A 19,512-nucleotide genomic window follows, 5' to 3' on the forward strand; every position below is an offset into this window, starting at 1 on the left:
ATGCGGTGCGATCGCAGCGTGAAGCCGGGTTGCCGCATCCTGTCATGCGCCTAGACTGATGCGGAGGTGCAAGGGAGGACGCACATTGGCCTTTGTGGAGCTGGACGGCGTCGGCATGACCTTTCGCGGCCGCACCGGGGCCTATGAGGCGGTGCGGGACTTCAACCTGGAGTTGGCGGAGGGCGAGTTCTTCTGCCTGCTCGGCACTTCCGGCTGCGGCAAGACCACGGTGATGAACATGCTGGCCGGCTTCGACGCGCCGACCGCCGGCCGAATCACGCTGGAAGGCCGCCCGGTGCGCGGGCCCGGTGCGGATCGCGGCGTGGTCTTCCAGGGGCATGACAGCCTGTATGACTGGCTGACGGCGCGCGACAACATCGCCTTCGGCCTGCGGCTGCGCGGCATGGGCCGGCGCGACCGGCGCGAGGTGGCGGACCGTTTCCTGGACATGGTGGGGCTGACGGGGCAGGGGGCGAAGCATCCCTCGGAATTGTCGGGCGGCATGAAGCAGCGCATCCAGATCGCGCGGGCGCTGGCGAATGATCCGCACATGCTGCTGATGGACGAGCCCTTCGGCGCGCTGGACGCGATGACGCGCGCGGTGCTGCAAACCGAGCTTTCGCGGATCTGGTCTGAGAATCGTAAGACCGTCTTGTTCATCACGCATGACATCGAGGAGGCCTGCGCGCTGGCGACGCGGGTCGGCGTGATGAAGCGCGGGCCGGGCGGGACGCTGAAGGCGGTGGTGCCAGTTGACCTGCCGTATCCGCGGGACCGCACCTCGGACGCCTTCATGGCCAGCTTCCGCCAGGTGCATGCGCTGATCCATGAGGAGATCCATCCGCATGCATAGCCGCACCGCCACCGTCGCCGGCTACGTCATCGGCTTCGCGCTGCTGTTCCTGATCTGGCACCTGGCTTCCGTCTTCATTGTGCGGTCGGTGCTGTTTCCCTCGCCGATCCCGGTGTTCGAGCGCGGATGGGTCCTGATCGAGGATGCGTTGCTGCAGGAAGCCATCGTGGCCTCCATGCGGCGCATCATTCAGGGCTTCCTGCTGGGCAGCGCCATTGGCATACCCATCGGGCTTGCCATCGGCAGCTTCCGGCTGGTGCGGTTGCTGCTGGAACCTTGGACGGAATTCTTCCGCTTCATACCAGCCGTCGCGATGATCACCGTCTCCGTCATCTGGTTCGGCATCGGGGAGGAGAGCAAGATCTTCCTGATTGCGTATACCACCGTATTCGTCGTGGTGATCGCGACGGCGGCCGGTGTCGGTGCGGTGGGGCGGGACAAGATCCGCGCGGCGCAGTGCCTCGGCGCCAGCCGCTTGCAGGTGTTCGCGCTGGTCGCGCTGCCGGCGACGGTGCCCTACATCCTGACGGGGATGCGGCTTGCCATGGCGAACGCCTTCGTCACCATCGTGGCGGCGGAACTGGTTGCCTCCAACGACGGGCTCGGCAAGATGCTGTGGGATGCGCGGCTGTTCATGCAGGTGGAAGACATCTTCGTCGCGCTGATCTCGCTCGGCCTGCTCGGCTTTGCGACCGACCGGGTGTTTCGCCTGTTGATTCGCGCCTTCGCCGGGCGCTTCAATCCGACCATGTGACGAACAGGGAGAACCAACATGCTTCGCCGTAACCTGCTGGCTGCCGGGGCCACCGTGCTCGCAGCCCCCGCCTTCGCGCAGAACGCGCCGATCAAGATGACGATTGCGACCGGCGTGGACCCGTCCTTCGCGCCCTATTACGTGGCGCGGGAGGGTGGCTTCTTCACGCGCAACGGGCTGGACGTGACGGTGAATACCGGGCCGTCGGGGTCCGCCATGGTGGCCTTCCTGATCGGCAACCAGATCAATTCCGCCTATGGCGCCGAGCAGGCCGGCGTGTCCGCGCACCTGGTCGACCCCAACGTGGTGGCGGTGGCGGAGGGCACGGCGCTGCTGCGCTGGATCAGCGTGCTCGGCCGCAACATCGAGAACATGGAGGGCCTGAAGGGCAAGAAGGTCGGCGTTGCCCGCGGTACCGGCAGCGAGACCTTCTGGCTGTCCGTCGTCTCCAAGCTCAACCTGAACCCGGCCGATTATACCATCGTCAATGTCGAGGCGCCGGAGATGGTGGCGGCGCTGGAGCGTGGCAACATCGACGCCTTCGCGGTGTGGGAGCCCTGGCCGACACGCGCCATGCGCGCCATCCCGAACACCAAGATCCTGGTCTCCAACGAGCAGATCCAGATCGTCCGCAACTTCGTCTACATGAACAAGGCCTGGGCGCAGTCCAACACCGAGGCGACGACGCGGCTGATGCGGTCCCTGGTCCAGGCGCAGGAATACATCGCCAGCAACCCGACCGAGGCGGCGGCCCAGGTCGCGCGGTTCCTGCGGCAGGACCGCGCCTTCATCGCCGAGCTGATGACGAAGGTGGAGTACAAGATGAACCTGACGCCGGACAGCGTCGGCAACATCCAGCTCGCCATCGATCAGCTGCGCGGCATGAACCGGCTGTCGAAGGAGGTGACGCCGGCGGAGGTGATCTGGAAGGACCCGCTGGCTGCCGCGGCGCCGGGCCGGGTGATGATCTGAGCGAAGCGGAGGGGGCCTGTGCCCCCTCCGCCTACTTCTCGGCGGCGGCGATGATGCCGCCGGCCAGGCTGGCCGGGATGCGGTTGGTCCAGCGGCCGCAATCCACCTGCGTGACGAAATCCAGCACCGCGCGGTTGAAGGCGTCCGGATCCTCCAGGTTCATGGTGTGGCCGCATTTCGGCATGACCAGCAGCGCGCTGCTTTTGATGGTGCGCTTGAGGTAGAGGCTGGCCTCCAGCGTCGGGTCATCCTCGTCGCCGGCGATCACCAGCGTCGGCACCGTCATGGCGCGGAACTGGGCTTCCAGGTCGAACAGGCTGGGGCGGCGGCGCTGCACGCCGTTCATCGTCAGCGCGGAGCCCTCGGTGCTGTGCTCGCAGAGCTGCTGTTGGAACTCGGCGTAGCCACGGGGATCCTTTTCCTCGAACACCAGGCGGGTCGGGCCGCGGCTGTAGGTCAGGCCGAACCTGTCCATGCCCTCGGCGCGGATGCGGGCGATGGCAGCGTCGGTTTCCGCATGGAACTGGGCGGTCTTGCCGGGGGCGGCGCCATAGCCGACGCCGGCGGCGACCAGGCTGCGGGCGAGGCCGGCGTGGCGCAGGCCGAGGTGCAGCGTGGCGAAGCCGCCCATGGACAGGCCGACGACATGGCTCGGGCCGAGGCCGAGGCCCTGGATGACGGCAGCGATGTCGTCCGTCGCGCGGTCCTGGCTGTATTTGGCGGGGTCGCTCGGGACCTCCGAGGGCGGATAGCCGCGCGCGGCATAGGCGATGCAGCGGTAACGGCGCGAGAAGAAGCGCAGCTGCGGCTCCCAGGACCGGTGGTCGCCGGCATATTCATGGACGAACACTATGGGCGTGCCGGACCCGGCTTCCTCATAGTGCAGGCTGACCCCGTCATCGGCGCGCAAGGTCGGCATGGATTGTTCCCGGTGTAGTTTGCAGGATCGTGCCGCCCGAATCCCGCCGCGGCAACCCGCCGGGCGCCTTGACACTTCGGGGGGGCGAGCGCATCTGCAATCCGGACCTCGCTGGTCCCCTATCCAGGCCAAGGGAGCATTTTCCGCGTGTTGCGGGTCTCGAAATTCACCGACTACGCCGTGGTGGTGCTGTCCCGGCTGGAGGCGGAGGGCGGGGTGCAGACCGCGCCTGGCCTCGCCGCCGGTACCGGCATCGCTGAGCCCACGGTGGCCAAGGTGCTGAAGATGCTGGCCCAGGCCGGGCTGGTGGAGGGCCTGCGGGGTGCCCGTGGCGGCTACCGCCTGCTGCGGCCGCTGGACAGCCTGGGGCTGTCCGAGGTGATCGTGGCAATGGATGGGCCGATTGCGCTAACCGCCTGCGTCGATGGCGGCTTTGGACTTTGCGAGGCGGAGAACACCTGCCCTGTCCGTGGCCGCTGGGACCCGGTGAATGCCGCGATCCGCGGTGCGCTGTCCGCCATCATGGTCAGCGAGATCGCCTCTCCGCTTCCGGCCCGTCGTGCCGTGCCTGTCCTCGTCGCCGAGTAGGATATACCAAGATGGCAGCCGTTACCGAAACCATCGAAGCCGTACAGGCCGTCGCGGACTCCGGCTACAAGTGGGGTTTCGAGACCGACATCGAGATGGACTTCGCGCCGAAGGGGTTGAACGAGGACATCGTTCGCTTCATCAGCGCGAAGAAGAAGGAGCCCGCCTGGCTGCTGGACTGGCGGCTGAAGGCGTATCGCCATTGGCTGACCATGGAAGTGCCGCACTGGGCCGCCGTCAGCCATCCGCCGATCGATTTCCAGGACGCGTTCTATTATGCGGCACCGAAGCAGGGCCCGAAGTCGCTGGACGAGGTCGATCCGGAGCTTCTGAAGACCTACGCCAAGCTCGGCATTCCGCTGAAGGAACAGGCGATCCTCGCGGGTGTCGAGGGCGCGGGCGATACGCCGGCGGAAGGGCGGATGCCGGTTGCCGTCGATGCGGTGTTCGACAGCGTCTCCGTCGCCACATCCTACAAGGAGCGGCTGGCGAAGGACGGGATCGTGTTCTGCGCGATCAGCGAGGCGGTGCACACGCATCCGGAGCTGATCAAGCAATACCTCGGCTCCGTCGTGCCACAGGGCGACAACTACTATGCGGCGCTGAACAGCGCGGTCTTCACGGATGGCAGCTTCGTCTACATCCCGAAGGGCGTGCGCTGCCCGATGGAGCTGTCCACCTATTTCCGCATCAACGCGAAGAGCACGGGCCAGTTCGAGCGCACGCTGATCATCGCGGACGAGGGCAGCACGGTCAGCTACCTCGAAGGCTGTACCGCGCCGATGCGCGACGAGAACCAGCTGCATGCGGCGGTGGTGGAACTGGTGGCGCTGGACGATGCCAGCATCAAGTACAGCACGGTGCAGAACTGGTACCCCGGCGATGCCGAGGGCAAGGGCGGCATCTACAACTTCGTCACCAAGCGGGCGGCCTGCCGCGGCAAGCGCAGCAAGGTGTCCTGGACGCAGGTGGAGACCGGTTCGGCCATCACCTGGAAGTATCCGTCCTGCCTGCTGATCGGTGACGACAGCGTCGGCGAGTTCTATTCGGTGGCGATCACCAACAACCGCCAGCAGGCGGATACCGGCACCAAGATGTTCCACATTGGCGCGCGCACGCGCAGCACGATCGTGAGCAAGGGCATCTCCGCCGGGCGTGGCCAGAACACCTATCGTGGCCTGGTGAAGATCAGCCCGAAGGCGGCCGGCGCGCGCAACTTCACGCAGTGCGACAGCCTGCTGATCGGCGACCAGTGCGGGGCGCATACCGTGCCCTACATCGAGAATCGCTGCATGACGGCGAAGGTGGAGCATGAGGCGACGACCAGCCGGATCGCGGAGGACCAGCTGTTCTACTGCCGGTCCCGCGGCCTGACGCAGGAAGACGCCGTCGGCATGATCGTCAACGGCTTCTGCCGCGAGGTGCTGAAGGAGTTGCCGATGGAATTCGCGGTGGAAGCGCAGAAGCTGCTGCAGATCAGTCTTGAAGGATCGGTGGGTTAATCATGTTGAAGATTGAAAATCTGCACGCGACGGTCGATGGCAAGCAGATCCTCAACGGTGTCAACCTGACCATTCCGGCGGGTGAGGTCCATGCGATCATGGGGCCGAACGGCTCCGGCAAGTCCACGCTGTCCTACGTGCTGGCGGGCCGCGACGGCTATGAGGTGACGGAAGGCTCCGTCACCTTCGGCGACGTCGACCTGCTGGCGATGGAGCCGGAGGAGCGCGCCGTGGCCGGCGTGTTCCTCGCCTTCCAGGCGCCGGTCGAGCTGCCGGGCGTGGGCAACGCCAACTTCCTGCGCACGGCGCTGAACGCGGTGCGCCGCGCGAAGGGCGAGGGCGAGATCGACGCGATGCAGTTCCTCAAGCTGGCGCGCGCCCGCATGAAGGTGCTGAACATGTCGGACGACATGCTGAAGCGGCCGGTGAATGTCGGCTTCTCCGGCGGCGAGAAGAAGCGCAACGAGATGCTGCAGATGGCGCTGCTGTCGCCGCGGCTTGCGCTGCTGGACGAGACCGACAGCGGGCTCGACATCGATGCGCTGAAGCTGGTGTCGGATACGGTGAACAGCCTGCGCGGGCCGGACTTCTCCGCGCTGGTCATCACCCACTACCAGCGGCTGCTGAACCACATCGTGCCGGATGCGGTGCACGTCCTGTCGGGCGGCCGCATCATCAAGTCCGGTGGGCCGGAACTGGCGCAGGAGCTGGAGAAGTCCGGCTACGGCGCGATCCAGGCGGCCGCCGCATGACCGCCGTGACCAGCACCGGGCCCGCCGCCTTCCTCGGGCGGCATGAGGGGTTGCGCGGCCGGATGCCCGGCGCATCCCTGCCTTGGGTGGAGGCGCTGCGTGGGCGCAGCGCGGAGGCCTTCCGCGCGCAGGGTTTCCCGACGCGGCGCGTCGAGGCGTGGAAGTACACCGACCTCGCGCCGGTTTCCGCCACCGTGTTCGGCGAGCCGCTGACCGGCGTGGACGATGCGCTGGCGCTGCCGCTGGCGACGCGGCCGCGGGCGGTGTTCATCGATGGGCGGTTCCGCGCGGATCTCTCGACTTTGGAGGGGCTGTCCTACACGGCGGAGAACCTCGCCTGGGCACTGCCCGAGCTTGAGCAGCGCCTGGGTGCGCTGGCACGGCCGGAGGAGCATTCGCTGGCGGCGCTGAACGGGATGCTGTTCGAGGATGGTCTGGTCATCACCGTGCCGGATGGCGTCGCGGCCGGCGTGCTGGAACTGGTGTCCTTCGCCACCGAGAGCGATCGCGCGCCGGCCTTCCATCCGCGCCACCTGGTGCGGCTGGGGGCCGGTGCCTCGTTGACGCTGGTGGAGACGGCGGCGGGCCCGACCCGCGCGCGCTACCTGCACAATCCGGTCTTCGAGATCGAGGTGGCCGAGAGGGCGCGGATGAGCCACGGCCGGCTGCAGCAGGAGGGGCGGGAGGCGTTCTTCCTGTCCACCGTCTATGCCCGCGTGCAGGCCGGCGGCACCTACGACAACTTCACGCTGAACGCCGGCGCGAAGCTGGCGCGCAACGAGATTCATGTGGCGCTGTGCGGCCCGAAGGCCGAATGCCACATGAACGGCGCGCAGCTTCTGGCCGATGGGCAGCATGCGGATACGACGACGGCACTGGACCATGCGGCGCCGGATTGCTCGTCCCGCCAGACCTACAAGACGGTGTTGTCCGGCAAGTCCCGCGGCGTGTTCCAGGGCAAGATCCTGGTGCGGCAGGTGGCGCAGAAGACGGATGGCTACCAGATGAACCAGGCGCTGCTGCTGTCCCCGGAAGCGGAGATCGACAGCAAGCCGCAGCTGGAAATCTACGCCGACGACGTGAAGTGCAGCCACGGCGCCACGGTGGGCGAGCTGGACGCGGAGCAGATCTTCTTCCTGCGCTCCCGCGGCATTCCGCTGGAACAGGCGCGCGCCATCCTGGTCGAGGCCTTCCTGGTCGAGGCGGTGGACGCCGTCGCCGACGAACATATCCGCGAGGCGCTGTCGGGTGCCGTCACCGGCTGGTGGCAGCGCCAGGGCATCGCCGGCGGGATCGAGGCCGCGTGATGGACGGGCACATGTCGCCGCCGCTGAACCTGGACCGGGTGCGGGCGGATTTTCCGATCCTGTCGGAGACCGTGCGCGGCAAGCCCTTCACCTTCCTCGACAGCGGCGCCTCGGCGCAGAAGCCGCGGCAGGTGATCGGGGCGATGGTGCGGATGATGGAGACGGCCTACGCCAACGTCCATCGCGGCGCCTACCACATGAGCGAGCAGGCGACCGAGGCGTATGAAGCCGCGCGCGGCGCCGTCGCCGCGTTCCTGAATGCCGGCGATGTCCGGGAGATCATCTTCACCGGCAGCAGCACCAACGCCATCAACCTGGTGGCGCACAGCTATGGCCGCGGCGTGCTGAAGCCGGGCCAGGCAGTGGTGATCTCCGAGATGGAGCATCACGCCAACATCGTGCCGTGGCAGATGCTGCGCGACGCGCATGGGGTGGAGCTGCGCGTGGCGCGGATCACCGATGCCGGGGAGCTGGACCTCGACGACCTCGCGGCGAAGCTGGCCGATGGCAAGGTCGGGCTGGTCGCGATCACGCATATGTCCAATGTGCTCGGGACGGTGACGCCGGCGGCGCAGATCGCGCGCATGGCGCATGAGACCGGCGCGAAGGTGCTGTTCGACGGCAGCCAGGCGGCGGTGCACCGGCGCGTGGACGTGCGCGAGATCGATGCGGATTTCTACGTCTTCACCGGGCACAAGCTGTACGGCCCGACCGGCATCGGCGTGCTGTATGCCAAGGGTGAATTGCAGCAGGCGATGCCGCCCTTCCTGGGTGGCGGCGACATGATCGCCGAAGTGTCTTTCGAACGATCCGTCTGGGCGCCCTACCCGGCAAAATTCGAGGCCGGGACGCCCCCGATCATCGAGGCGATCGGCCTGCACGCCGCGATCGACTACGTGAACGGCATCGGCATGGCGGCGATCGAGGCGCATGAGCGGGCGCTGGTGGACCGGGCCATGGCGAGGCTGCCGCAGATCGAGGGCGTGACGCTGCTCGGCCGTGCGCAGGACCGTGGCGGCGTCTTCGCCTTCGCCATCGACGCGGCCCATGCGCATGACGTGGCGACGCTGCTGGACCGCGCCGGCATCGCGGTGCGTTCCGGCCGCCACTGCGCCGAGCCGCTGCATGCGCGCTTCGATGTCGAGAGCACCTGCCGCGCCTCCTTCGGGCTCTACACCACGCCGGCGGAGGTCGACCTGCTGGCCGATGCGCTGGGCCAGGCGCGGGAGTTCTTCCGATGAGCGGTGGCCTGTTCGACGACCTGCGCGACCTGTACCAGGAGGTCATCCTGGATCACGGCCGCAAGCCGCGGAATTTCAAGCGGCTGGAGGATGCGGACCGGACCGCGCGCGGGGACAACCCGATGTGCGGCGACCGCATGGAATTGTTCGTAAAGCTGGCACCGGATGGCCATATCGAGGATGCGGCCTTCCAGGGTCGCGGCTGCGCGATCTCGATGGCCAGCGCTTCGCTGATGACGGACACGGTCAAGGGCAAGACGCAGGCGCAGGCGCGGCTGATGGGCGAGAACTTCCGGGCGCTGGCCATGACGGGCGTGTGCCCGGACTGCGGCGGGGAGATTGCGGAGGACATGGAGCGCCTGGCGCCACTGTCGGGCGTGCATGACTTTCCGAGCCGGGTGAAATGCGCGACCCTTGCCTGGCATACGCTGAACGCCGCCCTCGATGGCGGCGCGAAGGAGGCGAGCAGTGAGTGAAGCGCCCGCGCCGGTGCACGGCGCCTGGACCCCGGAAGGTGGCACCGAGCCACCCGTGCGGGTCAACGAGGATGCGGTGATCTCGGTCCTCAAGACCGTGTTCGACCCGGAAATCCCGGTCGACATCTACGAACTCGGCCTGATCTACGCCGTCGAGATCGGCGACGAGGGCCATGTGAAGGTGGAGATGACGCTGACCACGCCGTCCTGCCCCTCGGCGCAGGAACTGCCGCAGCAGGCGGAGGAGGCGGTGCGCGCCGTGCCCGGCGTCACCGATGTCACCGTCGAAGTGGTCTGGGACCCGCCCTGGGATCCGGGCCGGATGAGCGAAGACGCGCGCCTCGCGCTGAACATGTACTGAAGGGGGATGCCCCGATGAGCACCACCACCGCACCCCGCCCGAAGCGTGCCCTGCCGCCGCTGATGGGACTTTCGGACGCCGCGGCCGAACGACTGCGCGCGCTGTACGCCGCGGGCGAGGCCAGTGGGGAAGCTGGCAAGACGCTGCGCATCGCGGTGAAGACGAAGGGCTGCTCCGGCATGGCCTACGACCTGTCCTGGGTCGATGGGCCGGGACCGGGCGACGAGGTCGTGACGGACAAGGGCGTTACTGTCGTCGTCGACCGCAAGGCGACGCTGTTCCTGATCGGCACGGTGATGGACTACGAGGTGAAGGACATGTCGGCCGGCTTCACCTTCACCAATCCGAATGAGAAGGGCCGCTGCGGCTGCGGCGAGAGTTTCCACGTCTGAAGTTGCTACATCTGACCGGGCTGCCAGTTCAATGATGCAGTCCCGGAAGGCTCCGGGCGGCGCGACACGGGTCGATGCCCGGGACGGGGCCCGCGAGGACAGATGGCCGCATTTGGCGGCGGGACATGGGGCGATCCGCCTGACCTGACAGGCACGGCAGAACTCACCTTCGGTCCGTTCTCGTGGCCACGGCCGCAAGCCGGCGCAATGCGCTGACGGCAATCCGTCGCAAGCACGGCCTCGGCCTCGGCCTCGGCCCCCGGCATCTTTCGGGCCCTTCCGCTGCGACAGGCCTGGTTCACTGGGCATCATGACACTCCTGACAATCAGGTCCGCGTGTGGAGCGTCGCGGACAGGATCTGCACGACTGTCCCGGCAGCGTATTGCCAATGAGAGGCATTCGCAGAAAGGCCCTGTTTGGCAGGCGGCCTTGATCGCCGGCCTGCCCCGATTGCCTGCGCCATCGCAGGACCCGAAACCCGTGATCCGTCAGGCTTGTACCCAATGGCTGCCGAGCCACCCCGAACCACGGACCAGGCCGCCCCGCGCCGGATGCGGTCGTTCTGGCTGAAGCATCCGCACCGTTGGCACTGGGTCAGCGCCGCGCTGTGCCTCGTCGGCATGCTGCTTTGCGCGGCCACGGGCATCACGCTGAACCACGCGGCCGATATCGGCGCCACCCCGGTGGTGTCCACGAGCAGCGCGGTGCTGCCGGATGCGTTGCGGCCGCTGCTGTCGGAGCCGACGGATGAATCGCGCCAAGTCCTGCCGGACCCTGTCCAGGACTGGGTCGTGCGCGAATTCGCGATCAGCGGGGCGCATCGCGCGGCCGAATGGAGTGCCGCCGACATCTCCCTCGCGCTGCCGCGTCCCGGTGGCGATGGCTGGCTCAGCATCGATCGTGAGACCGGCGAGGCGACGGTCGAGGTCACGACGCGCGGCTGGATCGCCTACCTCGACGACCTGCACAAGGGCCGCGACACCGGCCTCGCCTGGCGCTGGTTCATCGATGTCTTCGCCGCGGCCTGCCTGCTGTTCTGCGCCACCGGACTGCTGCGGCTGCACCTGCATGCCGGCGGGCGTCCGGCGACCTGGCCGGTGCCGGGCCTCGGACTCGTGGTGCCGCTGATCCTGGGCAGCCTGTTCATCCACTGACGAGGCCTCCCAGGCGCATCCTGCCCCTTCTCATTGGCCTCACCGCCACGCCGGTCGCGGCGGCCGAGCTTCGCCTCACGCTCGAAATCCCGCGCCTCGCGGTCGCGGAATATCATCGCCCCTACGTCGCGATCTGGATCGAGCATGCGGACCAGCGGGCCGCCGCCACGCTTGCCGTCTGGTACGACATGAAGCTGCTCCGCCGCATGATCTTCCGCCGCCCGACCTGCCGCCCAGCCTGGGGCGAGGGCCGGCCCCGAGGTTCCCCGCGGCCGCCCCGGGGGGCGGGGCGGCCCTCGCTCGATACCGATGACGCGGGCGGCATGGGGGCCGCTCCGCGGCCGCAACCGCAGGCGGCGGCGACCACGCCGGCTGGCGATGGCGCAGACCGCCCGCGGCTTCGCCTGCGCCATCGCGGGGCACCGCATGTGCAGCGCGCATTCCATGACCAGGTCGCCGGTGCCGGGCAGCGTGTCGACGACCTGGAACCCGGCCTTGGCATACAGCGCGATGGCGCCCGCATTGCCCGGCACGACGATCAGGCGCACCCGACAGCAGCCGGGGGTGGCGGCGAGGCCGGCCATGACCCGCGCCAGGATGCTGCGGCCGAGGCCCTTGCCCTGGTGCGAGCGGGCCAGGATGAACCAGCCCAGCCACCAGCAAGTGGTATCGCGGCGGTCCGGATGGACGACGTAGAATCCGACGAGGCGGCCTTCCGCCTGGATGCCGACCAGCGAATGCCAGGGACCCTGGCGAACGGCGCCCAGGATGTCCGGGAGCGGGCCGAGATAGTCTTCGACCTGGGCTGCATCCAGGTCCATCTGGCTGACGAGATCGAGCCGGTTCTTTCCGATCCGGCGGTAGTCGAGGGCTTTCCGAGCCCGGAGGGAAGGCATGTGATCCTGCTACGATTGTGTTCACGGCGAGGGCTGGCGCAGTGTTCGCCGGAAATGGCGGCCGCTGCGACAGTCACGAACCAGCTATCGGGCCGGCTCGATCAACTCCGTCGCTGCATGAGATGGCATCTCGACCAGCCGCGGCAAATCAAGGCGCTGGGCCATGGCATGTGACAGAACGGATAATTCCGGGAAACCGAGGCGTTTTACGGGTTAATCGGAAATCCGGCTTGCGGGAACAAGAAGGCGGCTTCCCCGGCCCGTAGACATAAATATTTTTTCCGGTCCGTCTGACCTCGCGCCGCCAGCGCTCGACGAAGATCCCGGTCGCTCGCCTGATGGTGTAACGATGTGGCAGGGTCGGCCGTGCTCAATGGCGGCGACCCCCCCCCCAATTGGAGGAAACAACATGATCTTGAACCGGCGATCCGCGCTCGGCCTGTTGCTGGCCGCGCCTGCCGTTGCCCCGGGCGTGGCCCGTGCGCAGGACAGTTGGCCCTCGCGCCCGATCGTCCTCGTCTCCGGCTACGCGCCTGGCGGCCTGACGGATGTGATGACGCGGCTGATCGCGGCGCGCATGTCACGCGAACTCGGCCAGCCGATCGTGGTCGAGAACCGGCCGGGCGGGGCCACGGCCGTCGCCTCCACCGCCGTCGCGCAGGCGCGGCCGGATGGCTACATGCTGCTGATGGGCGCCTCCTCGCTCGCCATCAACCCGGCGCTGCAGCCGAGCCTGACGCCGAAGGAGCCGCTGCGGGAGCTGGTGCCGGTCGGCATGGGCTATCGCAGCGCCTTCGTGCTGCACGTCCACCCGGACGTGCCCGCGCGCAGCACGGCGGAGTTCATCGCCCATGCCAAGGCCAACCCGGGCAAGGTGAATTTCGGCAGCTCCGGCACCGGCGCGGTGAACCACCTGTGCCTGGAGCTGTTCCGCAACCGGGCCGGCATCGATGTGGTCCACATCCCCTATCGCGGCGGCGCCCCGGCGCTGATCGACCTGCAGGCCGGCCGCATCCAGGCGATGTTCGCCGCGGCGCTGGAGGCGATCCCGGCGATCCGGGACAACCGCACGCGGGCGCTCGCGGTGTCCTCCGCCGCGCGGCTGCCGCTGCTGCCGGAGGTCCCGCCGGTGGCGGAGACGCTGCCCGGCTTCGATGCGGTGTTCTGGCAGGGGATGTTCGCGCCGGTCGGCACGCCGGAGCCGGTGCTGGCCCGGCTGTCCGCCGCGCTGCGCGCCACGACGGAGGATGCGGAGGTGCGCGGGCGCATGGCGGCCCAGGGCGTCGCCGCGGAGACCGGGGATGCGGCGAAGCTGCGCCAGGTGCTGGTCGAGGATACCGAGATGTGGGGCCGCCTGATCCGCGAGGCCAACATCCGCCCGGAGTAGGGCGCGCCTGCCGCCACGGTTATTTCCCTGGCGAGGCGGCGGTGAACCGGGAACACTCCCGCTTCACCGCCGAGGCCTGCCATGTCCACCGATCTCGCCGCCCCGCCGCCGCGCGCCGTGCTGCATCCGCGCCCGGAGCAGACCTTCCCGATCCTGACGCCCGCCGAGATCGACCGGCTGCGCCGCTTCGGGGCGCTGCGGCGGTATGCCGAGGGGGAATTCCTGTTCGAGGCCGGCAAGCCGGGGCCGGGCATGTTCGTGGTGCTGTCCGGCCAGGTCGTCATCACCCAGCGCGACGGGCTCGGCCATGTCACGCCGGTGGTGGAACAGGGGCCCGGGCATTTCCTGGCGGAGGTCGGGCAGTTGTCCGGCAACCCGGCGCTGGTCGATGGCGTGGCCGAAGGCGCGGTGGAGGTGCTGCTGATTCCGCCCGAGGGGCTGCGCGCCGCGCTGGTGGCGGAGGCGGAACTCGGCGAGCGGATCATGCGGGCGCTGATCCTGCGCCGCGTCAGCCTGATCCGCAGCGGCGCCGGCGGGCCGACGCTGATCGCGCGCAGCGGGTCGCTCGACCTGGTGCGGCTGCAGGGCTTCCTCGCCCGCAACGGCTGGCCGCACCAGCTGCTGACGCCGGATTCGGATGCGGGCGTGATCGAGATCGTCGCGCGCTACGCGCCCGCCGAGGCGGACTGGCCGCTGGTGGTGTGCCCGGATGGGTCCGTGCTGCGCAATCCGGAGGAGACGGCGCTGGCCCGCTGTCTCGGGATGCTGCGCGCCCCGGCGCGGCCGGATGCCTATGACGTGGCGGTGGTCGGCGCCGGTCCGGCGGGGCTGGCGACCGCGGTGTATTCGGCCTCCGAGGGGCTCTCCGTGGTGGTGCTGGACCAGCGCGCCTATGGCGGGCAGGCCGGGGCCAGCGCGCGGATCGAGAACTATTTCGGCTTCCCGACCGGCATCTCCGGCCACGCCTTGGCATCGCGCGCCTTCGTGCAGGCCCAGAAATTCGGCGTGGAGATGATGATCCCAGCGGAGGTCACCGGGCTTTCGCCGCGCGCGGGGGACGGCAGCTACACGATTGCGGTCGCCGGCGGCGAGGCGATCCGGGCGCGTACCATCGTCATCGCCAGCGGTGCGCGCTACCGCCGGCCCTCGATTCCGCGGCTGGCGGAGTTCGAGGGGCGCGGCGTCTGGTACTGGGCCTCCCCGGACGAGGCCAAGCTGTGCGCGGGCAGCGAGGTGGTGCTGGTCGGCGGCGGCAATTCGGCGGGGCAGGCGGCGGTGTATCTCTCGGCGCATGCCGCCAAGGTGCGGATGCTGGTGCGGGGCGCCGGGCTGGCGGCCAGCATGTCGCGCTACCTGATCGACCGCATCGAGGCGGCCGGCAACATCGAGCTGCTGTGCGAGACCGAGATCGTGGAGCTGGGCGGTGTCGCGCAGTCCGGGCTGGATTCGGTGGTCTGGCAGCATCGGCGGACTGGCGAGCAGGCGCGCGCGGAGGTGCGGCACGTGTTCCTGTTCGTCGGCGCCGACCCCGCGACGGGCTGGTTGCAGGGCTCCGGCATCGCGCTGGACCGGGCGGGCTTCGTGACCACGGGAAGCGGCACGCTGGCGACCAGCCTGCCGGGCGTCTTCGCCATCGGCGATGTGCGCTCCGGCTCCGTCAAGCGGGTCGGCGGGGCCATCGGCGAGGGGGCGGGCGTGGTGCCGCTGATGCATGCGGCCCTCGCCACGGCGTAACCGACCCGGTTGCCCTGACACGGCATCGTGCGCTCCGCCCGCAAACCGCCAACCTGCTTCAGGGGTTAAGCCGCTTGACAGGCGCGCCGCGCGCCTTGCGGCAGGGCCCGATGGGCGTGGGAGGTTGGCGTGCAGTGCGGGAGACGACCGGCCCCGGGGCCGCGGATGCGGGCGGGCCTCGTGCTCGGGATTGCTGCCTTGCTGCCGGTCAGCCTGGCGGGTGGGCTGCTGGCGCTGTCGCTGCCGGCGCCGGTCGCCCAGGTGGTGCAGGCCCAGGCCGCCGCCACGATTTACGCATCCGCCCCAGCCCCTGCTCCGCCGGCTGTCGCGGTGGCGGCTGCACCCGAACCCGTGCCCTATCCGCCGCCACCGGCGCCGGATATCGGGCCGAGCGTCGAGCTTCCGGCACCGCCGGCGGAGATCGTCCGCGCCCTGTTCCAGGCGTCACGCGCCACCGGGGCCGACCCGGCGCTGCTGCTGGCGCTGGCCTGGCGGGAAAGCAGCTTCGACCGCAAGGCGGCGAACCGGCAATCCACCGCGCTCGGCCTGATGCAGTTCACCGAGGCGACCTGGCTGGAGACGGTGCGCGACTTCGGGCCGCGGCACGGGCTGGCGGCGCAGGCGCGCGCCATCGTCACGGATCGCCGCACCGGGCGCATCTCGGTGCGGGATGAGCGCAGCCGGCGCTACCTGCTGGCACTGCGCACCGATGCGCGGCTTTCGGCGGTGCTGGCCGCGGCGCGCCTGGTGGCCGAGGCACCGGCGCTGGAGGCGGCGCTGGGGCGGCCGCTGACGCCGGTGGACCTGTATGCGGTGCATTTCCTCGGCCGGACGGGCGCGCGCCGCTTCCTGGCGGAGATGGACCGGGCGCCGGGGCAGGCGGTGGTGCGGGTGGTCAGCGCGGATGGACTGGCGCGCAATCGGAACGTCTTCGTCGGGCCGGACGGCAGCAGCCGTCGGCTTGGTGATGTGCACGCGACCTTCGCCGCGGCGATCCAGGACCAGCGGGCGCTGCATGGCCGGCTGTTCGCCGGGGCCGGCGGCACCTCGGCCGGCTGACCGTTGCCCGACTGGACCGCCACGCGCAAACTGCCCCCTCACAAAGCGAGGGATGGAACGAATGGCAGAGACCCTGGTGTTTTCCGGGACCGTGGAATGGTCCGGCGAGAATCCCGGCATCTCGCTGAAGCAGGACCCGGACGGCCCCTTCACAACGCTGGCCTCGTTCTTCCGCGTCGTGCTGTCGCCGCATGGGCGTGGCCATGCGCTGGTGCTGCTGCAATCGCCGCAGGAGGCCACGCCGCCGCCGGAGCGTGCCAATGTCTGCCTGACGGATAATGAGCCGCTCGCGCGCTGGCTGATCGCCGACTACGTCGCGCATTTCGGCGCCTGGCGCGGGCTGCCGGGCTTGCAGGGCCTGCAATACCGCAAGCTGGACAGCATCGAGACCGATGGCGACGCCATCTCCCGCTACGGGGAGACGGTGCGGGCCGGCGACATGACCGTAGCGCTGGACTGGTCCGGCCTTGGCGCGCCGTTCTGCTTCGCCTTCGGCCCGGCGCAGTCGGCGACCGGAAAGCACCACATGCCGAGCCTGTTCGTCGGCTGCGAGACGGCGACCGTCACGGTGAACGGGAAGCGCCTGCCGGGCGCGCCGATCCCGCGGGAGGTCGCGGGGCAGCGGATCAGCACCGCCATGCTGGCCTTCTCGGAAACCTGGATCCGCGCCTGACGGGTCACGATGACCGCGCGAAGGCTTCGCCTTCGTACCCTCAAACGCCGGGCGGGCCGCATCCGCGCCCCTTGGCTTCGCGGCATGAGCGGCGGCGGCCATCCGGCCGCTCGTCCCTCCGGGCCGCAGGTCGGATCTTCGTTGACCTGGACTCAATTTGGCCGCAGCGCCTGGGTCCAGGTCGCCTCGGCCGCCACTCGGTCCCAGGCATAGGTCATCGGCACCATCGCGGTGCCGGCCCAGACGGCGTGCTGGTCGGCGTAGTGCGGGCTGCCGGGGTGGCCGGAGGCACCGTGGAAGACCGACCAGCGGCTGTTCTCCCAGGCGCCGACATCGAAGGCGTAGCGGGACAGCGCGCCGTAGCTGGCCGCATTGCCGCCGGCGGCGAAGAAGCCGGTGGCCAGCACCGTGTCCATGTCGCCGCCGATCGGCAGCGCGGGCGGGTCCAGCAGTTGCGCCCAGTCCGGGAATTGCGGCGAGAGCGGATGCGCGAGGGTGGGCCGGTGCACCTCGCCCCAGGGGCGCGTGGGTGCGGGGGCGGCATGGTGCAGCGCCTGCTGCATCGCCTCCGCCCAGTCGATGCCGCCGAGCAGGCTGGCATCCTCCGCCCGCAGCAGCGCCGGCAGCATCCACCAGAGCTGGTTGGCGGGTGGCACGCCGGGGGAGACCGACAGCAGCTTGTCGCCGGCCAGCGCGCCAAGGCCGCTGCGCGAGGCCAGGATGGCGGTCAGGGCGCGGCGGAAGGTGACGTAGGCGGCCGGTGCGGCAGCGCCCGGCTCCATGCGGCCATCCCAGGCCAGCAACTGCGCCTGCAGGGCCGCGGCGGCCGGGTCGGAGGGTGCCGGCAGGCGGGCCAGGTGGTCGCGGATCAGCAGCGCGTTTTCTGACAGGGTGTCGCCGTGCAGACTGGCGGCGCCCTCCACGCTGCGGGCCTCCGCCGCGGCGCGCAGCCGGGCCAGGATGCGGCGGGCGCGGTAGGGCGGGTGGCAATCGGTGCAGAGGTAGTCCGGCCCATCATCGGCGGCGACACGGTTGTTGGCGGTGACGATCAGGCCCTCCGGCGGGTCGATCACGCGCGGCATGTCTTCATGCGGGATCATACCCTGCCAGTCATGCGCCGCGATCCAGCCGGGCACCGGCAGCCAGCCATTCTCGCGCGGGCGGCGGGGGACCAGGGCGCGGACCTGGTGGCCGACATGACCCTGCGTGTCGCCCGCGACCAGGTTGTGGTCGATCAGGCCCCAGCCGCGCGTCGCCTCGAATAAGGCATCCACGTTGGGCGCGGCCAGCATGCGTGGCAGGCAGTCGAAGGACAGGTCGGTTTCGGCGAACTGCACGGATTTCAGGGCGAGCGCGGTGCCGGTGGCGGGGTCGCCGGCGATGACCGGGCCGTGGCGGGTTTCCACCACCTCGAAATCACGCGAAGCGCCGCCGTGTATCGCGATGCTCTCGCGCCGCCGCTGCACCGGCGCCCAGCCCTCGGGCGCCCGGGTGTGGGTGGCGTCGGCGTCGAAGCGTTCGACAAACAGATCGTGGATGTCGACGAAGGCGTGGGTGACGCAGTAGGCGACCTGGCCGTTATGCGCGAAGTGCGGAAAGCCCGGGACGCCGGGCACAGTCAGGCCGATGACGTCGAATTCCGCGCAGGCCAGGTGGCCCTGGGCGTACATGTTCGGCATCTCGAAGACGCGGTGCGGGTCGCCGGCCACCACCGGGCGGCCGCTGGCGGATTGCGCCGGGGCGACGGCCCAGTTGTTGCTGCCGCCGCCGGTGGCATCGACCGATTCGCTGTCGAGCAAGGCCAGGATGGCGGGACGCAGCGCGGTGAGGTCGGCGGACACGCGCTGCGCCTCCGCGCCTGGCGGCACCAGCACCAGGTCGCGGCCGCCATCGTCGTAGCGCAGCCTGGAGAGGTTCTCCGCGCCGACCAGGGGCAGCGCCGCGGCGCGCCACAGCTTGAACCAGACGGAGCCCATCAGCAGGCCGAGGCGGCGCATCACCGCGATGGCGTGCCAGGCTTCCCAGCGTTCCGGCACGGCGTCGAGCAGGGTGAATTCGATGGGGTTCGGCGCACCCGAGTCGAGGAAGGCGTTGATGCCGGCGGCATAGGCTTCCAGCATGTCCCGCGCGGCCTGGCCAATTGCGGAAAAATCGCGCCGGCTGGCGGCTTCCACGCCGAGTCGCCGGGCCAGGATGTCACCCTCCGCGGCCGGTGCGCCCAGCCACTCGGCGGCGCGGCCGAGCGCGCGGCGGCGGTTCAGCTCCATCTGGAACAGCCGGTCCTGCGCATGGACGAAGCCCTGGGCGCGGAAGGCGTCGGTGGCGGCACCCTCGGCGCGGATGTGCGGGATGCCCCAGCGGTCGCGCAGCACGGTGACGGGCGCGGCGAGGCCGGGCACCGGCAGCGTGCCGTCGAGCCGGGGCAGGGCGGCACGCAGCGCATCGGCATCGGGCATCGTCGAGGGTCTCCGGTGTTGCGGTCGACTGGATA

18 protein-coding genes and 2 pseudogenes are annotated in these 19,512 nt (G+C 69.6%); 17 read left to right on the plus strand and 3 right to left on the minus strand.

The genetic code is table 11. The annotated features are described in order from the left end of the window. The first annotated feature begins 94 nt into the window (after positions 1-94). From ACFHPP_RS22140 to ACFHPP_RS22150, 3 genes are read left to right on the plus strand one after another with little or no spacing between them, the layout of a single operon-like run. Complete coding sequence (locus tag ACFHPP_RS22140; RefSeq protein WP_437165435.1) at positions 95-853, plus strand: ABC transporter ATP-binding protein; 759 nt, start codon at positions 95-97, stop codon at positions 851-853. Next, the gene (locus ACFHPP_RS22145) at positions 846-1,607 is read left to right on the plus strand and encodes an ABC transporter permease (RefSeq protein WP_437165411.1); all 762 of its coding nucleotides are present in this window, start codon (positions 846-848) and stop codon (positions 1,605-1,607) included. The genes ACFHPP_RS22140 and ACFHPP_RS22145 overlap by 8 nt, the downstream gene beginning before the upstream one ends. A gap of 18 nt (positions 1,608-1,625) precedes the next feature. Beyond that, positions 1,626-2,579, plus strand: a complete 954-nt coding sequence (locus ACFHPP_RS22150; protein WP_437165412.1) for an ABC transporter substrate-binding protein — start codon at positions 1,626-1,628, stop codon at positions 2,577-2,579. A 31-nt stretch (positions 2,580-2,610) separates the two neighbouring features. Here the strand turns inward: ACFHPP_RS22150 and ACFHPP_RS22155 are convergent, their stop codons facing one another. Further along, complete coding sequence (locus ACFHPP_RS22155; protein ID WP_437165413.1) at positions 2,611-3,498, minus strand: alpha/beta fold hydrolase; 888 nt, start codon at positions 3,496-3,498, stop codon at positions 2,611-2,613. A 147-nt stretch (positions 3,499-3,645) separates the two neighbouring features. On the opposite strand from ACFHPP_RS22155, the gene ACFHPP_RS22160 reads away from it, so the two are divergent. From ACFHPP_RS22160 to ACFHPP_RS22205, 10 genes and pseudogenes are all read left to right on the plus strand, one after another. Next, positions 3,646-4,086, plus strand: a complete 441-nt coding sequence (locus tag ACFHPP_RS22160) for an SUF system Fe-S cluster assembly regulator (RefSeq protein ID WP_430672003.1) — start codon at positions 3,646-3,648, stop codon at positions 4,084-4,086. 11 nt (positions 4,087-4,097) lie between these two features. Continuing rightward, positions 4,098-5,588: a Fe-S cluster assembly protein SufB gene (gene sufB / locus ACFHPP_RS22165; protein WP_437165414.1), complete on the plus strand. Its 1,491-nt coding sequence runs from the start codon at positions 4,098-4,100 to the stop codon at positions 5,586-5,588. A 2-nt stretch (positions 5,589-5,590) separates the two neighbouring features. Further along, positions 5,591-6,340: a Fe-S cluster assembly ATPase SufC gene (gene sufC, locus ACFHPP_RS22170; protein ID WP_437165415.1), complete on the plus strand. Its 750-nt coding sequence runs from the start codon at positions 5,591-5,593 to the stop codon at positions 6,338-6,340. Next, a complete protein-coding gene (gene sufD, locus ACFHPP_RS22175) occupies positions 6,337-7,647 on the plus strand; it encodes a Fe-S cluster assembly protein SufD (RefSeq protein ID WP_437165416.1) in 1,311 nt (436 codons plus the stop codon). Before sufC ends, sufD begins: the two co-directional genes overlap by 4 nt. Next, a complete protein-coding gene (locus ACFHPP_RS22180) occupies positions 7,647-8,888 on the plus strand; it encodes an aminotransferase class V-fold PLP-dependent enzyme (RefSeq protein WP_437165436.1) in 1,242 nt (413 codons plus the stop codon). The genes sufD and ACFHPP_RS22180 overlap by 1 nt, the downstream gene beginning before the upstream one ends. Then, the gene (gene sufU, locus ACFHPP_RS22185; protein WP_437165417.1) at positions 8,885-9,364 is read left to right on the plus strand and encodes a Fe-S cluster assembly sulfur transfer protein SufU; all 480 of its coding nucleotides are present in this window, start codon (positions 8,885-8,887) and stop codon (positions 9,362-9,364) included. Before ACFHPP_RS22180 ends, sufU begins: the two co-directional genes overlap by 4 nt. After that, entirely contained in the window at positions 9,333-9,725 is a 393-nt protein-coding gene (locus ACFHPP_RS22190; protein WP_437165418.1) for an SUF system Fe-S cluster assembly protein, read from the plus strand. The genes sufU and ACFHPP_RS22190 overlap by 32 nt, the downstream gene beginning before the upstream one ends. Positions 9,726-9,739: 14 nt before the next feature. Next, the gene (locus tag ACFHPP_RS22195; RefSeq protein ID WP_437165419.1) at positions 9,740-10,117 is read left to right on the plus strand and encodes a HesB/IscA family protein; all 378 of its coding nucleotides are present in this window, start codon (positions 9,740-9,742) and stop codon (positions 10,115-10,117) included. 504 nt (positions 10,118-10,621) lie between these two features. Next, complete coding sequence (locus tag ACFHPP_RS22200) at positions 10,622-11,272, plus strand: PepSY-associated TM helix domain-containing protein (RefSeq protein ID WP_437165420.1); 651 nt, start codon at positions 10,622-10,624, stop codon at positions 11,270-11,272. A 32-nt stretch (positions 11,273-11,304) separates the two neighbouring features. Further along, a pseudogene (locus tag ACFHPP_RS22205) lies at positions 11,305-11,448 on the plus strand (DUF2271 domain-containing protein); the annotation flags it as partial. A gap of 357 nt (positions 11,449-11,805) precedes the next feature. Here ACFHPP_RS22205 and ACFHPP_RS22210 read toward each other — a convergent pair. Further along, a pseudogene (locus tag ACFHPP_RS22210) lies at positions 11,806-12,168 on the minus strand (GNAT family N-acetyltransferase); the annotation flags it as partial. Between the two features lie 409 nt (positions 12,169-12,577). Here ACFHPP_RS22210 and ACFHPP_RS22215 point away from each other — a divergent pair. The 4 genes from ACFHPP_RS22215 to ACFHPP_RS22230 all read left to right on the plus strand — a co-directional run bounded on the left by ACFHPP_RS22215 (position 12,578) and on the right by ACFHPP_RS22230 (position 17,021). Next, positions 12,578-13,555 (plus strand): Bug family tripartite tricarboxylate transporter substrate binding protein, encoded by a 978-nt coding sequence (locus ACFHPP_RS22215; RefSeq protein ID WP_437165421.1) that lies wholly within the window; start codon positions 12,578-12,580, stop codon positions 13,553-13,555. 81 nt (positions 13,556-13,636) lie between these two features. After that, positions 13,637-15,289, plus strand: a complete 1,653-nt coding sequence (locus tag ACFHPP_RS22220; protein WP_437165422.1) for an FAD-dependent oxidoreductase — start codon at positions 13,637-13,639, stop codon at positions 15,287-15,289. 198 nt (positions 15,290-15,487) lie between these two features. Beyond that, complete coding sequence (locus ACFHPP_RS22225) at positions 15,488-16,348, plus strand: transglycosylase SLT domain-containing protein (RefSeq protein ID WP_437165423.1); 861 nt, start codon at positions 15,488-15,490, stop codon at positions 16,346-16,348. 61 nt (positions 16,349-16,409) lie between these two features. After that, positions 16,410-17,021, plus strand: coding sequence for a hypothetical protein (locus ACFHPP_RS22230; RefSeq protein ID WP_437165424.1), 612 nt, complete (start codon positions 16,410-16,412; stop codon positions 17,019-17,021). A 152-nt stretch (positions 17,022-17,173) separates the two neighbouring features. On the opposite strand, the gene ACFHPP_RS22235 is transcribed toward ACFHPP_RS22230, so the two are convergent. Beyond that, positions 17,174-19,477 carry a penicillin acylase family protein gene (locus ACFHPP_RS22235; protein WP_437165425.1) on the minus strand — a complete coding sequence of 768 codons (2,304 nt, stop codon included), beginning with the start codon at positions 19,475-19,477 and terminating at the stop codon, positions 17,174-17,176. Positions 19,478-19,512: the final 35 nt, after the last annotated feature.

This window comes from Falsiroseomonas sp. E2-1-a20, from assembly GCF_051433195.1.
Taxonomy (GTDB): domain Bacteria; phylum Pseudomonadota; class Alphaproteobacteria; order Acetobacterales; family Acetobacteraceae; genus Falsiroseomonas.